This is a genomic window from Bifidobacterium sp. wkB344, assembly GCF_003688305.1.
GTDB classification, from domain to species: Bacteria; Actinomycetota; Actinomycetes; order Actinomycetales; family Bifidobacteriaceae; genus Bombiscardovia; species Bombiscardovia mizhiensis.
The window spans coordinates 371740-385963 of record NZ_NPOQ01000016.1 but is presented as its reverse complement, the minus strand read 5'-3'; the positions used below and the strand labels follow the sequence as shown (position 1 = coordinate 385963).

Genomic DNA, 14224 nt, shown 5'->3' with positions numbered 1-14224 from the left:
CTTTGCTGCCGCTTTCCCTTTGTCAAGAGTACCGGCTGGATTCCTTAGAGAGCGTAAGCCCGGGTCTGGCGGTTTACTACCGTCCTGGTTATTCTGTAATGGTGTGATCGGCCGCATATGGCGGCCGTGCGTGTGTTAGGAGGTCTCAGCTCGTGGACAGCACCTCGCAGCGGACAGACACATCGCGGGATGTGGAAATGAGCCAGTATGTGGCCGACCGCTCCCGCGTCAATGAAGAAAAAATCAAAAAAGACGACCAGATCATCTCCGAGTTCGGCGACTATACCTATGGTTGGCACGACTCCGACGATGCCGGGCGCAACGCCCACAAGGGCATCGACGAGGACGTGGTCAGGGCCATCTCGGCCGACAAGGGCGAGCCTGACTGGATGCTGCAGATGCGTCTCAAGGGCTACCGGGCCTTCATGGAGAAGCCCATGCCCAAGTGGGGCGTGGATTTAAGCGGTTTCGATGCCGACGACTTCAAGTACTACGTCAAACCCTTGAAGGAGCAGGCCAAGGACTGGAAGGACCTGCCCGACGACATCCGCACCACCTATGACCGGCTGGGCATCCCCGAGGCGGAGAAGAAGCGGCTGGTCTCCGGCGTTGCTGCCCAGTACGAGTCCGAGGTCATTTACAACTCCATCCGTGAGGATCTGCGCAAGCAGGGGGTCATCTTCCTGGATACGGACACGGCCCTCAAGGAGTACCCGGACCTCTTCCGCAAGTACTTCGCTACGGTCATCCCTCCGGACGACAACAAGTTCGCCGCCCTGAACACAGCGGCCTGGTCGGGCGGTTCCTTCGTTTACGTGCCCAAGGGGGTCCATGTGGACATTCCCCTGCAGGCATACTTCCGCATCAACACGCCCAACATGGGCCAGTTCGAGCGCACGCTGATCATCGCCGACGAGGGTTCCTACGTCCATTACGTGGAGGGCTGTACAGCTCCCATCTACTCTACCGACTCGCTGCATGCGGCCAATGTGGAAATTGTGGTCGAGCCCCACGCCCGTGTGCGCTACACCACGGTCCAGAACTGGTCCAACAACGTCTACAACCTGGTCACCCAGCGTGCCTATGTGCGCGAGGGCGGCACCATGGAGTGGGTGGACGGCAACATCGGGTCCAAGGCGACCATGAAGTACCCGGCCTGCATCCTGGCCGAGCCCTACGCCAAGGCCGAGACCCTCTCCCTGGGCTTCGCCGGCAAGGGCCAGTACCAGGACACGGGCGCCAAGATGATCCATCTGGCACCCCACACCTCCTCCACCATCGTCTCCAAGTCCATCTCCCGCAACGGGGGAAGGGCCGCATACCGCGGCCTGGTCAAGATCATCAAGGGGGCCGAGAAGTCCTCCTCCTCGGTGGTCTGTGACGCCCTGCTGGTGGACGACTACTCCCGTTCGGATACCTACCCGCACGTGGACGTTCGTGAGGACGACGTCTCCATGGCCCACGAGGCCACCGTCTCCAAGGTCTCCGAGGATCAGCTCTTCTATCTGATGAGCCGTGGCCTAGAGGAGAAGGAGGCCATGGGCATGATCGTGCGCGGGTTCGTGGAGCCCATCTCCCGGCAGCTGCCCATGGAGTACGCGTTGGAGCTCAACCGCTTGGTCGAATTGCAGATGGAGGGTTCGGTAGGCTGATGTCACAAAACAGCGAAATAACCATTCCGCATGCGGATCCCAAGGATCCCTATGCTTTCCCGGCTACCATGCCGTCCAGCGCCGACAAGGAGCCCCGCTCCTTCAATCCTGATGACTTCCCCATGCCTACCCGCAAGCAGGATGACTGGCGGTTCACCCCCATCGACCGGATGGAGGAGTTCTTCACTGTCTTCCAACCCAGCGGCCTGACCAAGGTCTCGGTCACCATGATCGACGGATCCGAACCGCCCGCAGATCAGGTCAGCTTCAGCCGGATTCCCATGGATCAGGCCCCCTGCGGCACGGTCCTCAAGCCCAGCGATCGAGCGGCCGCTGTGGAGTGGGCGAGCGGCAAGCAGGCGACTGTGGTCAACCTCAAGGGCACCCTGGATCAGCCTGTGCTGGTTCGCGTCAACGGCGGCGGCCCTGAGCTGGATGCCTTCCACCTGGTCATCAAGGCCGAGGCGGGCACCAAGGCCGACCTGGTGGTCGAGCACCAGGGCCAGGCACGTCTGGCCGAGGGCGTTGAAATCGATATCGGTGACAATTCGCAGATGTCGACCACCTTCATCCAGGAGTGGGACAAGGGCAGCAAGCATGTAGGCAACCAGCGTATTCACCTGGGCGCCGAGGCCTCCCTGCGTCACTCGGTGGTCAGTCTGGGCGGTGATGTCGTACGGCTGCGCATGGATCAGGACTTTGGTGGTGAGCAGGGCGACCTGAACATGCTAGGCATCTACTTTGTCGATCCCGGCCAGCACATGGAACACCGGACAATGGTGGTGCACAACCATCCCAACTGCAAGTCCCGTGTGGTCTACAAGGGGGCCCTGGACGGCATCGGCGCGCACACCACCTGGGTGGGCAACGCGCTCATTCAGCCCACCGCGCCTGGAACCGACTCCTACGAGCTCAACCGGAACCTGGTGCTGACCCCTGGGGCCATCGCCGACTCGGAGCCCAACCTGGAGATCGAAAACGGCGACATCATCGGTGCCGGCCATGCCAGTTCGGTCGGCCGCTTCGACGACGAGGAGCTCTTCTACCTGCAGTCCCGTGGCATTCCCGAGCAGGAGGCCCGCAAGCTGGTGGTACGAGGCTTCTTCGGCGAACTGGTGGAGGAGATTGACGTCCCCAGCGTCTCCGGGCACCTGATGGGGGTCATCGACCGCAGGCTGGCGGCCGGCGAGGATCAAGAGATGCAGCACGTTTTGGAGGAGAACTGACATGTCCACATTGGAAATCAAGGATCTGCACGTCTCAGTGGAGACCAAGGAGGGTCGCAAGCAGATCCTCAAGGGGGCCACGCTGACCGTCCACTCCGGCGAGACCCACGCCATCATGGGGCCCAACGGGTCGGGCAAGTCCACCCTGGCCTACACCCTGGCCGGCCATCCCAAGTACGAGGTGGACTCGGGCCAGGCCCTGCTGGATGGGCAGGATCTGCTCAAGATGACCCCTGACGAGCGGGCCAAGGCCGGGCTTTTCCTGGCCATGCAGTACCCGGTCGAGGTGCCCGGTGTGTCCATGACCAACTTCCTGCGTACCGCAAAGACCGAGGTTGACGGCAAGGCTCCGGCCATCCGTCAGTGGACCAAGGATCTGAACGATGCCATGAAGCGGCTGCGTATGGATCCCAAGTTCGCCAGCCGCTCGGTCAACGAGGGCTTCTCCGGCGGCGAGAAGAAGCGCGCCGAGGTCCTGCAGCTGGAGCTGCTCAAGCCCAAGTTCGCCGTCCTGGACGAAACCGACTCCGGTCTGGATGTCGATGCCCTGCGGATTGTTTCCGAGGGGGTCAACAGGGCCAAGGAGAACACCGGCATGGGCGTGCTCATGGTCACTCACTACACCAGGATCCTCAAGTACATCAAGCCCGACATCGTCCACGTCTTCGCCGACGGCCGCTTTGTGAAGACCGGTGGCCCCGAGCTGGCCGACACCCTGGAGGAGACCGGGTACGACCAGTATCTGCCCGAGGGCGCTGACTCCGAATCGGCACTGGCCTGAGGATAAGAGAAGAGGTCCGCAATGGTCATTGATGACAGCATTCGGCAGCAGTTTCCGATTCTGGACCAGCAGGTGCACGGCCACCCCCTGGTCTATCTGGATTCGGCTGCCACTGCCCAGAAGCCCCTGGCGGTCATCGATGCCGTTCGGGACTTCTACCTGAAGGACAACGCCGGTGTGCACCGGGGCGCCCACGAGTTGGCCGCCCGCAGCACCATGGCCTTCGAACATGCCCGCTCACGCGTGGCCGCCCTGGTCGGCGCAGAGGGCCAGGAGGGCGGCGAGGAGATCGTGGTCACCGCCGGGGCTACGGCTGCTCTGAATCTGCTGGCCACCGCCTTCGGCAATGCCAGCCTGGGTCGTGGAGGCAAGGCGGCAGGTCGATTCGCACTGAAGCCTGGCGATGAAGTCGTGGTCAGCAAGGCCGAGCACCACTCGGTCCTCCTGCCCTTCCAGGAGCTCTGCTACAGGACCGGAGCGGTGCTCAAGTACTTCGATCTGGATCCGGAGGGTCGTGTTCTGGCCGATACTGCCGACCAGGTCATCACCGAGCGGACCAAGGTGGTCGCCGTCACCCACGTCAGCAACGTGACCGGCGCCATCACTGACATCAAGCCCATCGTCCGACGTGCCCACCAGGTGGGTGCTCTGGTGGTGCTGGACGTATGCCAGTCGGTGCCTCACCTGCCTATTGATCTGCATGCCATGGACGTGGACTTCGCCGCCTGGAGTGCGCATAAGATGTACGGCCCCACCGGTGTGGGCTTCCTCTATGGTCGCCGAGAGCTGCTCGAGGCCCTGCCTCCGGCATCATTTGGCGGATCCATGGTGGAGCTGGCCTATCTGGACCGTCCAGCCAGTTACATGGATCCTCCAGCCCGGTTCGAGGCCGGCACCCAGCCGGTGGCCCAGATGATCGGCGCTGGCGTAGCTGCCGATTGGCTGATGGATCTGGGCATGGAGAACGTGGTCGAACATGAGAAGGCCATCACCCTAGGTCTGTTGAGGCTGGGGGAGCTGGACGGGGTGCGCATCCTAGGGCCGACCACTCCGGAGGATCGTATTGGCACGGTCGCCTTCGATGTGCAGGGGGTCCATCCCCATGACGTGGGTCAGTATGTGGATTCGCGCGGCATTGCCATCCGTGTAGGTCATCACTGCGCCCAACCGGTCCATCGTCACTTCGGCTTGATGGCCTCCAACCGGGCTTCGACCGGCGTATACAATACCGTGGCCGACACGGATGCCTTGCTGGATGCTGTTTCCGGAGTCCGCAACTTCTTCAAAGTGGGCTGAGGGTCTTCACCTGGAGCACATTGACGGTTTTGGCAAAGACATACTGGTAGGTTTAAGGACATGGCGGATTTCGGGATGGATGACGAGGAACTGGAGCAGATGTACCAGGAGGTGATCCTGGACGCAGCCCGGGATCCTCACGGGCGTGTAGGAGATCAGGCTGATGGGGGAGAAGACTCTGATGGCGACGGCGTGACCATCAGGGTGGAGCACGAGGCCTGCCTGGCTGCCGAGTCCCATCAGTTCAATCCCACCTGCGGGGATCAGGCCACCATCCATGTGGAGGTGGCGCCTGGCGAGCAGGGCGGTCCCGATCTCATCCAGCGAATTGTTTGGCAAGGTTCGGGCTGCTCCATCAGCCAAGCCAGCCTGTCCATCATGGTGGATCTGGTCCAGGGGCAGACCGTTGACCATGCCATGGATCTGGCTGCCGACTTCCACAAGCTTATGGAATCGCGCGGAGCTGGCATCGAAGATGAGCAGGCGCAGGATGCCCTTGGCGATGCCATGGTCTTCCAGGGTGTGTCCAAGTACCCCATGCGAATCAAGTGCGCTCTGCTGGGCTGGGAAGGCATGAAGGCCTCGGTAGCCCAAGCCCTGTCAGCTGGGCGAGTGGGCGACAAAGGTGAGAAGGAGGAGCAGGTATGAGCGGCAATACGAATTTGGTGCCAGAGCCCCAGGACTCCATCCTGGCCTCGGTGGGCAGGGCCATCAGCGATCCTGGCACAGCACAGGCCTTGGCCAGCAATCCCCTGGGCGCGGAAACGGTTCTGAAATCGGCCGAGGGTGGTTCCATGCGTCAGGTCGATGGCCAGGCTGACAAGAAGTCCGATTCGGCTAAGTCCGACGATCAGCCTGCCGACCAAGATGCCCCTGACGCTTCCACTGAAAGTTCAGCGGCTGTTCAGGGTTCGAATGATGCATCCTCGACTAGTGCCTCAGTTGCTGATGGTGAGAAGGCTGCGGAACAAAATGCCGCCGACGCTGAGGCCGCTGCTGAGGAGGCCATCCCTCTGAAGGCCGTCGACGACATCGGCCGGGCCACTGCGGAGGATGTCAGGGAGGCCCTGCACCAGGTCATCGATCCCGAGCTGGGTATTGATGTCGTTGATCTGGGGCTGGTCTATGGCATTGAAATCGATGAACTGGGCAGGGCCATCATCACCATGACCCTGACCACGCCGGCCTGCCCGCTGACCGACCTGATTGAAGACCAGTGCGCCAGCGTCCTGGCGGGTCTGGTCGAGGAGTTCCGCATCGACTGGACCTGGTCGCCGCGCTGGACCCTGGACATGATCACCCCTGAGGGTCGCGAGCAGCTGGCCGCCATCGGCTTCAACTTCGAGAACATGCCCACCTATCAGTGAGACCATCCCTCCGTTAGACCAACCCGGGTCCTCCCATGCGAATATACTGATTATTCCGGTCCGCCGTGACCGGCACGGCGCATGAGAGAAAGCACAGTGAAATGGCATTGTCCATGGGCTGGAAACTGCACGGCGACGGGAAAACATTGGCTCCGGGCGAGGTTGTGGAACCCGACGAGCGACTCACATGGCCACGTACGGCTGGCATCGGTGCCCAGCACGTCATCGCCATGTTCGGCTCCACTTTCCTGGTTCCCATTCTGACCGGATTCGATCCCTCGACCACCCTCTTCTTCACGGCCATGTCCACGGCCCTCTTCCTGCTGATCAACCGCAACCATCTGCCCTCCTACCTGGGAAGCTCCTTCGGTTTCATCGCTCCCGTCCTGGCAGTGACCACAGCCCACAAGGGTCTGGCTGTGGCCTCCTTCGGGATCATGGTCACCGGTGCTTTGCTCTTCCTGATTGGCCTGATCGTCCACTTTGCCGGCTCGCGATGGATCGACATGATCATGCCACCGGTGGTCAACGGTGCCATCGTGGCCATCATCGGCTTTAACCTGGCCCCCTCGGCCTGGAAGAACTTCAAATCCGCCCCGCTGACCGCACTGGTCACCCTGGTGGCCGTCATGCTGATAGCGGTGCTCTTCAAGGGCTTGATCGGCCGACTCAACATCCTTCTGGGAGTCATCGTCGGCTACATCTTCGCGGTCACCCAGGGCCAGGTCGACTTTGCGGCTGTGGAGAAGGCCGCCTGGTTCGGTCTGCCTCACTTCCACACTCCTCAGGCCGACCCGTCTGTCCTGGCCATGTTCATCCCCGTGGTGCTGGTCCTGGTGGCTGAGAACATCGGTCACGTCAAGTCCGTGGCCCTGATGACCGGCCGCGATTATGACGATCAGATAGGCACCGCGCTGATGGCCGACGGTCTGGGCACCACACTGGCCGGACTGGGCGGCGGCTCGGGCACCACCACCTATGCAGAGAACATCGGCGTCATGGCCGCCACCAAGGTCTATTCCACGGCTGCCTACTGGTGTGCCGCCATCTTCGCCTTCCTGCTCTCCCTCTGCCCCAAGTTCGGAGCCATCATCAACACCATCCCCACCGGCGTTCTGGGCGGGGTCACCACCATGCTCTACGGCATGATCGGCATGCTGGGCATCCGCATCTGGGTGGAGAACAAGGTGGACTTCGGCAAGTCCGTCAACATGACCGTGGGCGCCGTCGTCATGATCGTGGGCATCGCGGACTTCACCTTCGCGGTGGCCGGGGTCAGCTTCAACGGCATCGCCATCGGCTCGGTGGCTACGCTGGTCATGTACCACGGTCTCAAGGCCATCGGCCGCTGGCGGGGGACCATCGATCCCGACGACTACATTCATGAGGATTCGCAGGCCGTCTCACAAAAGAGCTGACGGCGCTAGGGTCACCCGGCATTAAGCAATGCAGTGAAGAGACTCAGCGCAGCAGCAATTTGCTACGTAGCAGAGGATTCGGTCGGTTGGTTGGCTTGTGCAGCTGGCTGGGGTCAGCCATCATGCTCGGGTCTGGTTGCGTAGAAGGCCACGGCGCTGGAAGCGGCCACGTTCAGGCTGTCCACGTCGTGGCTCATGGGGATGCGCACGGTCAAGTCCGCCCGGGCAATGGTCCTGTGGCTCAATCCGTCGCCTTCGGTACCGAATATCAGGGCCAGGCGATCGATCTGGCCGGGCCCGGGTCCTAGACGTTCGGTCAGTTCATCCAGGCTGATGGCGTTCCGGTTCAGGGCCATGGCGGCTGTAGTGAAGCCCAGATCGTGCAGCTGCTTCATGCCCTGGTCGGGCCAGGCGTGGACATCGTCACCGCCGATTCTTGTCCAAGGAACCTGAAAGACCGTGCCCATGGAAACCCGTGCGGCCCTGCGATACAGGGGATCGGAGCAGGAGGGGGTGACCAGGACCGCATCCACCTGCAGGGCCGCCGCCGAACGCATCAGAGCGCCGATGTTGGTGTGATCAACAATGTTCTCCATGACGGCTATTCGCCTTGCTGAGCGGCAGATCTGCTCCACAGTGGGCAAAGGCCAGCGTCGCATGGCGGCCAGCGCTCCTCGATGAAGCCGGTAGCCAGTGATGGTCTTGAGCTGTGCGGGGCTGGCTACATAGACGGGAATGTCGGGCCCGAAGGCTGCGTCCACCTGGTCGAACATGGAACGCATTCCCTCCAGCCAGGGCTCTTCCACCAGGAAGGAGATGGGCTCAACCCCGGCATCCAGGGCGCGGGCGATGACCTTGGGGGACTCGGCGATGAACAGGCCCTTGGCGGGTTCCAGACGATTGCGCAGCTGAGGCTCGGTCAGCCTGGTGTAGGCCTCGATTCTGTCATCATCTATGGAGTCGATGTTCACCCTGAGCACGCCTGCCGCTCCTCCCTCTTGTTCTGACAACAGCATAGGCGGCGCAACCGAAAACATCCGGTCGCGCCGCCTAAGGCATCAGAGGTTTCAGCTCAGCTTAGCTATCACTTCTTCTCTTCTGCAGCCTGACGGTCGGCGGCGGCGATGCGCTTGGCGATTTCGCCTTCAGGGCCGAGCTCGGGCAGCAGCAGAACGAAGACATCGGAGAGCAGGAAGATCAAGCTTTCCAGTCCCAGGTTGAGCACGTAGTTGCCCTTGCTGACCGAGGAGATGACGATGGGCAGCAGGAAGGCGCAGAGAAGGCCGACGGTGCTGATCAGACCGCCGGCGCTGCCGGCATACTTGCCGCGAATCTCAGGCAGGGCGAAGGGCATGGCCTGGACGATGGGGCCGTTGATGGCGCCAAAGGCACCGGAAATGAACATGATGCAGCATAGCAGACCCACGACCGGAGCCTTCTTCAGCATCAGCACCACTGCCCAGAAGTAGACCATGAGCGCTGTTCCCACCAGAATGGTAGCGAAGAGGTAGCCCTTCCACTTGCCCAGGCGAGAGCTGATCATGGGTCCGATGATGGATCCCGCGATGGAGCCCAAGGCCGCTGCAGAGGCGACCAGGCCGGCAGAGGTCTTATTGAAGCCGTTGTTGTTGATCAAGGTCTGGGGAATGAACCCCGCGAAGGCGGTGGATGCAGCCATGGAGAAGCCATAGCACAGGGCGATCAGCCAGACATTGCGGCTCTTTGCCGCGACATTGAAGTACTTGAGCGGCGACTCGGTTGCCGGAGGCAGCTGCACCCCTTCAGGAGCGTCCCGGATCAGGAAGACCCAGAGCAGGCTCGCCACGGTCAGGATGATGGCTGCGCTCAGATAGGAGTTGCGCACCGAGAACCGGGGAGCAACCATCTGGGCCAGGATGACCCCGATGCCGGCCGAGCCGTAGAAGAAGCCCATGGCGATCTGGGTCTGGTCACCGAACCAGACGCTGAAGATCTTGACCAGGTTGGCGTTCAGGGCAGCGATACCAGCCCCCAGCAGGAACATGGAGAGCATCTGCAGGGGGAAGTTGAGGCCGAAGGTCCTGATGTAGGCGCCGACCACGGCGATGGCCAGACCGGTCAGCACTACCTTCTTGGGGCCGACACGGTCACCGATGGTGCCCATGGGGATGCTGAGGAATACTGCGGTCAGCATGGGCATGAGCAGCAGGGTGGAGAACCCGGCCTGGTTGATGTGCAGCATGGGCATCAGGTAGACCGCCAGGGCGGATATCTGGTACTGCATGTAGTTGGACAGGATGCCGATAAGGCAGACCACGGCCGCGATGACCCAGCGGTAATTGGATGATTTTCGAGTGTTCATGTTCTCTCCCTCCACGATTTACGTGGAACAGGTGGTCTAGTGACGGTCTCCGTCCAGCAGGCACTCCTCAAATGCCGGCCGAAGCAGGTCAATATTCTCCTTGTTGACGTCACGGCGCAGCTTCCAGCCGTTCTCGTCAATGACCATGGTGTCCGGATGGTCGACGCTGTAGGACTCCCAGGCATCGCCGACACCACTGACAGGACGGCCGGTGGTGGCGAAGGAGCACCAGGCGTCGTTCATCTCATCGGACAGATGCATGGGCGGCACCTCGCCGGTCAAGGTCTCGGGCAGGTCAGGCCGCTGAGTGTTGTGCAGCACGAAGGGCAGCTCAATGGCATGGCAGGAGCCCATGCCGGGGATCTTGGAGGCATAGGTGAACAGGTACTGGTAAACGGTGTTGTACTTGGACTGGTACTCGCACATGAGGTTGGTGCCAACCCTGAAGCCGATCTGGTTGGTGTACTCCAGGTAGCGCTCAGCAGGGTCTTCTCCGGGGTGAGCCTGCTCCCAAAGCTTCTCGTAGTGCTCGGAGTCCAGCTTGCCATCAAAGTGGAAAATGGCCTGATGGTGCCAGAAGTCGGGCATTTCGTTGGCGAAGTCCTTGAAGTAGAGCTTCCAGTAGGCGAACTCGTCGGCGTTGCAGCCCAGCATGATCTCCACGTCCTTTGCGGCACCGTCCTTGAATGCCTGGAGGGGCTTGGCCGGAAGGTAATCGCCATCAGTGGTGGGAGCGAAGATCAGGGAGATCTCGTGGATGTGCTTGGTGAAGAACTCTCCGGTGAACTTCATCATGATGTCGCCGACGGGCAGGGCCGCCAGTTCCTGAGCAGTCTTGCAGCCCATCATCTCCATGAATTCTTTGGCGTAGGGAGCCGTGGATTCCGGGGTGTTGTAGAGCTGGATGGGGCCGGACTCGCCGATGGCCCTTTGGAAGAGTCCCTTGGCGGCCGGGGCGACGGTCAACAACATGGTGGAGCCCGAACCGCAGGACTCGCCAAAGAGGGTGACCCGGTCAGGATCTCCGCCGAAGGCAGCGATGTTCTCCTGGACCCACTGCAGGGCAGCCACCTGGTCCATGAGCCCCAGATAGCCCGACTGACGGTATTCGTCACCTCCGGGCAGCCCGGCCAGGTTCATGTACCCGAAGAGGTTGACCCGGTAGTTGATGGTGACATAGACGACATCGTTGCGCTTGGTGAAGTTGCTCCCGTCGTACATGGGGTCGGACGAACCACCCTCCACGTAAGCGCCGCCGTGGATGAAGACCATGACGGGCAGTTTTTCGGCGCCCTCATGGCCGACCCAAACGTTCAGGCTCAGGCAGTTCTCGCTCTGCTGACGGCGAGAGGCGTACATGACCGGGTCGTACTTCTGCAGGGCGGAATCCCCGAAGTGGGTGCAGTCGTAGTCCCGATGCTCAGGATCCAGATGTTCCGGGGCCTTCCAGCGTCGTGAGCCGACGGGAGGCTTGGCGTAGGGGATCCCCAGGTAGGCGACGGTCCCCTGGGGGGTGGTGATGCCATGGTAGGTGCCAAATTCTGTGGTGACGGTTGGCATGATTTTCCTTTCCACGATGTAGTGCTCGGTCGGCGGCTGTGTCCCCGTCGACCCTGGATGAATTTCACCCTATGGCCTGGTGTCAGGCGAGGGTCAAATCAAGCGAACGGTCATTGTGGAAGTTTGAATCTGAAGATGTAGGTAGAGGGCAAAACCCTTGCAGGGCAAGGTTTCCAGGCTGATATGATGGATTGTGTCCATAAAAGGTCAAGGTGAGAGGGGCATGAAAAACCTTAGGGTCGGACCAGACCCTTGCAGGAGGTAGTTATGGAAGTCAAGGCTGACGACACAGAAAGCCTGATGGAGGAGGGCTACACCATCCGTCAGACGGCACGCTTATACGACATCACGACCGAGACCTTGTATTACTACGAGCAGATCGGGCTGGTGGTGCCTCGCCGCAATCCGGTCAATGGTTACCGTCTCTATGGACCAGATGACTTCGGTCGGCTCAATATCATCCAGGCCCTTCGGAAGCTGGATTTCAGTCTGGACCGCATCGGACAATACTTGGACAATCGCACCTTTGATGCCACACTGTCCTTGATTGACGAGGAAGTGGAACATGTAGACAGCCAGATGCGATATTTGGCCTCCATCAAGCGAGGCCTCTTGAGCAGCCTGCAGAAGTATACGCAGGCCATGACCTCCATATCCCCGGCACGGACCGTCATCGTCCACCGTCCCCTGCGTCACTGCGCTTTGGTGTCTGATCACATGATCGACTATGACCGGATCCCCTTTGCATTCGCCCACTACACGGCACTGCACCATGAGACGTTGCAGATCCTCAATACGCTGACCTGCTATCAAGTGGATGCTTCGCGCCCGGTCAAGGGCTGGTTCCCGCCCAAGGCCATCCTGCTCTACTGTCCCGATCCGGGGTTCAGCGGTGATTATGATCTGCCAGCCGGCACCTATGCCTCTTGTACCTTTGTGGGCAGTTTCGCCCGCTGCAGACAAATCCATGGCAAGATGCTGGAAGATCTGAAGACCATGGGCTACCGTGTGGACGGAGATCCCTTGGAGTTCTGCCTCATCGGCGAATATGAGTCCAATGACTTCGATGAATATGTGAGCAGGATGGAGATCCCTGTAGTCCCCAACGACCTGGAATCGAGTGTCCGGAACGGGAGTTGAACCCGTACGCCTGTATATATATAGGCACTAGCACCTCAAGCTAGCGCGTCTACCATTCCGCCACCCGGACAGGTGCGTAATCGCAACGGAGATAATCATAGCATCTCAGGCGGCATCGCGCACTGGGCGATTGGGGGAGCGTGTCGTCGTAGGAGAGTGCTTTTCGGTGGCGGGCTGTAGCCTAACACCATGACTGCACCCCTCTTCCTGCTGGATCCCGACCACGATGATTCCCCCCTGGCCAGCGATGAGCTCCACACTGGCTGGCGCCTGACCCTGCCCGAGCACATCCGTCGTCATGCCCTGGGCTCCATGAGGCTGAAGAACGGGGACCAGCTGGACCTTTCAGACGGAGAGGGACTGCGCATCAGCGCCCTGGTCAGGGATGCTTCGACTGGCCTGGTGGAGGTCACCGCTGTAGGGCGGCAGGCACCTCCCGAGAATGAATTGATTCTGGTCCAGGCCATGGCCAAGGGCGGCAGGGATGAGCAGGCTATTGATATGGCCACCCAGATCGGAGTCGATCAGGTCCTGCCCTGGCAGGCTAATCGGTCCATAGCCAAATGGCGGCCGGGCCGCAACGACCGGCACTGGCAGGCCGCCCTGGATGCAGCCACTGAGCAGAGCCGGAGGGCCTACCGTCCTCGACTGCTGAGCAAGGTGGATAGCCATGGTCTGGCCGCCTGGTGCCGAAAGGCGACCGACCAGGGAAGCCTGGTCCTGGTACTGCACCAGGATGCCGACCTTGGCTGGGATGCGGTTCGCAAGCGCGTAGACAAGCTGCCGGAGAACTCGTCGATCGCTGTGGTTGTGGGCCCAGAGGGCGGGATTGCCGATCAGGAGGTCCAGACCATGATGAGGGAGGGGGCCTTAGCGGTTCGGTTGGGGGGCAACATCCTCCGGGCTGCCCTGGCCGGACCTGTGGCCTTGACCCTGCTGGCGGACATGCTGGGTCGTTGGCAATCGGAAGTCCCTGAGCCCAGCGCATGAAGTCGCCCACAATATACAACCTCGACAATAAGATGGAAAACAGCGAAAAGATCAAAAACAGCAATGTCGGCAAAGAATAAGGAGTGGTCATGAGCGATGACGATCGGCAGGAGGACTGCATTTTCTGCAGAATCGTGGCAGGGGAGGTTCCCAGCGAAAAGGTCTATGAGGATGAGACCGTATACGCTTTCAAGGATGCCAACCCCAAGGCAGCCGTCCATGTCCTGATCGTCCCGCGTCACCACTACGCGTCTGTGGCCGAATTGGCCAAGGCCGACCCTGGCACCCTGGCCCACATTGTCCAGGTGGCTCAGCAGATCGCCGACCAGGATTTCCACGGAGCCTACCGACTGATCTTCAACACGGGAGAGGATGCCGGCCAATCGGTCTTCCATGTCCACGCCCACGTCCTGACCGGACAGGTGTTGCCCGAGTGAGGCCCGTGTTCACCAT

At 61.0% G+C, this 14224-nt stretch carries 13 protein-coding genes and 1 tRNA gene; 10 read left to right on the top strand and 4 right to left on the bottom strand.

What is annotated here, in order from left to right:
- Positions 1-197: 197 nt before the first annotated feature.
- The 7 genes from sufB to CI601_RS06205 all read left to right on the top strand — a co-directional run bounded on the left by sufB (position 198) and on the right by CI601_RS06205 (position 7740).
- Positions 198-1652: a Fe-S cluster assembly protein SufB gene (gene sufB, locus CI601_RS06235; protein WP_154313578.1), complete on the top strand. Its 1455-nt coding sequence runs from the start codon at positions 198-200 to the stop codon at positions 1650-1652.
- Positions 1652-2878 carry a Fe-S cluster assembly protein SufD gene (gene sufD / locus CI601_RS06230; RefSeq protein ID WP_121914716.1) on the top strand — a complete coding sequence of 409 codons (1227 nt, stop codon included), beginning with the start codon at positions 1652-1654 and terminating at the stop codon, positions 2876-2878. The genes sufB and sufD overlap by 1 nt, the downstream gene beginning before the upstream one ends.
- Before the next feature lies 1 nt (position 2879).
- A complete protein-coding gene (sufC, locus tag CI601_RS06225) occupies positions 2880-3659 on the top strand; it encodes a Fe-S cluster assembly ATPase SufC (RefSeq protein ID WP_024627408.1) in 780 nt (259 codons plus the stop codon).
- Between the two features lie 21 nt (positions 3660-3680).
- On the top strand, positions 3681-4955 hold the full coding sequence (locus CI601_RS06220; protein ID WP_121914715.1) for a SufS family cysteine desulfurase: 1275 nt from the start codon (positions 3681-3683) through the stop codon (positions 4953-4955).
- Positions 4956-5015: 60 nt separating this feature from the next.
- The gene (gene sufU / locus CI601_RS06215) at positions 5016-5603 is read left to right on the top strand and encodes a Fe-S cluster assembly sulfur transfer protein SufU (RefSeq protein WP_121914714.1); all 588 of its coding nucleotides are present in this window, start codon (positions 5016-5018) and stop codon (positions 5601-5603) included.
- Positions 5600-6322: a metal-sulfur cluster assembly factor gene (locus CI601_RS08585; protein WP_121914713.1), complete on the top strand. Its 723-nt coding sequence runs from the start codon at positions 5600-5602 to the stop codon at positions 6320-6322. Before sufU ends, CI601_RS08585 begins: the two co-directional genes overlap by 4 nt.
- A 101-nt stretch (positions 6323-6423) precedes the next feature.
- Positions 6424-7740 carry a uracil-xanthine permease family protein gene (locus CI601_RS06205; RefSeq protein ID WP_121914712.1) on the top strand — a complete coding sequence of 439 codons (1317 nt, stop codon included), beginning with the start codon at positions 6424-6426 and terminating at the stop codon, positions 7738-7740.
- A 113-nt stretch (positions 7741-7853) separates the two neighbouring features.
- Here CI601_RS06205 and CI601_RS06200 read toward each other — a convergent pair whose 3' ends face one another.
- From CI601_RS06200 to CI601_RS06190, 3 genes are all read right to left on the bottom strand, one after another.
- Positions 7854-8720 (bottom strand): RNA methyltransferase, encoded by an 867-nt coding sequence (locus tag CI601_RS06200; RefSeq protein ID WP_121914711.1) that lies wholly within the window; start codon positions 8718-8720, stop codon positions 7854-7856.
- Between the two features lie 104 nt (positions 8721-8824).
- On the bottom strand, positions 8825-10081 hold the full coding sequence (locus CI601_RS06195) for a nitrate/nitrite transporter (protein WP_121914710.1): 1257 nt from the start codon (positions 10079-10081) through the stop codon (positions 8825-8827).
- A 36-nt stretch (positions 10082-10117) separates the two neighbouring features.
- The gene (locus CI601_RS06190) at positions 10118-11641 is read right to left on the bottom strand and encodes a carboxylesterase/lipase family protein (RefSeq protein ID WP_121914709.1); all 1524 of its coding nucleotides are present in this window, start codon (positions 11639-11641) and stop codon (positions 10118-10120) included.
- Between the two features lie 267 nt (positions 11642-11908).
- On the opposite strand from CI601_RS06190, the gene CI601_RS06185 reads away from it, so the two are divergent.
- On the top strand, positions 11909-12781 hold the full coding sequence (locus tag CI601_RS06185; RefSeq protein ID WP_121914708.1) for a MerR family transcriptional regulator: 873 nt from the start codon (positions 11909-11911) through the stop codon (positions 12779-12781).
- Here the strand turns inward: CI601_RS06185 and CI601_RS06180 are convergent.
- Positions 12763-12851 (bottom strand) — tRNA-Leu (locus tag CI601_RS06180). The two genes, CI601_RS06185 and CI601_RS06180, sit on opposite strands and share 19 nt — an antisense overlap.
- 119 nt (positions 12852-12970) lie before the next feature.
- Here CI601_RS06180 and CI601_RS06175 point away from each other — a divergent pair.
- Together CI601_RS06175 and CI601_RS06170 are read left to right on the top strand one after the other, a co-directional pair.
- Positions 12971-13771, top strand: coding sequence for a 16S rRNA (uracil(1498)-N(3))-methyltransferase (locus CI601_RS06175; RefSeq protein WP_121914707.1), 801 nt, complete (start codon positions 12971-12973; stop codon positions 13769-13771).
- A gap of 89 nt (positions 13772-13860) precedes the next feature.
- On the top strand, positions 13861-14208 hold the full coding sequence (locus CI601_RS06170) for a histidine triad nucleotide-binding protein (RefSeq protein WP_121914706.1): 348 nt from the start codon (positions 13861-13863) through the stop codon (positions 14206-14208).
- Positions 14209-14224 lie beyond the last annotated feature (16 nt).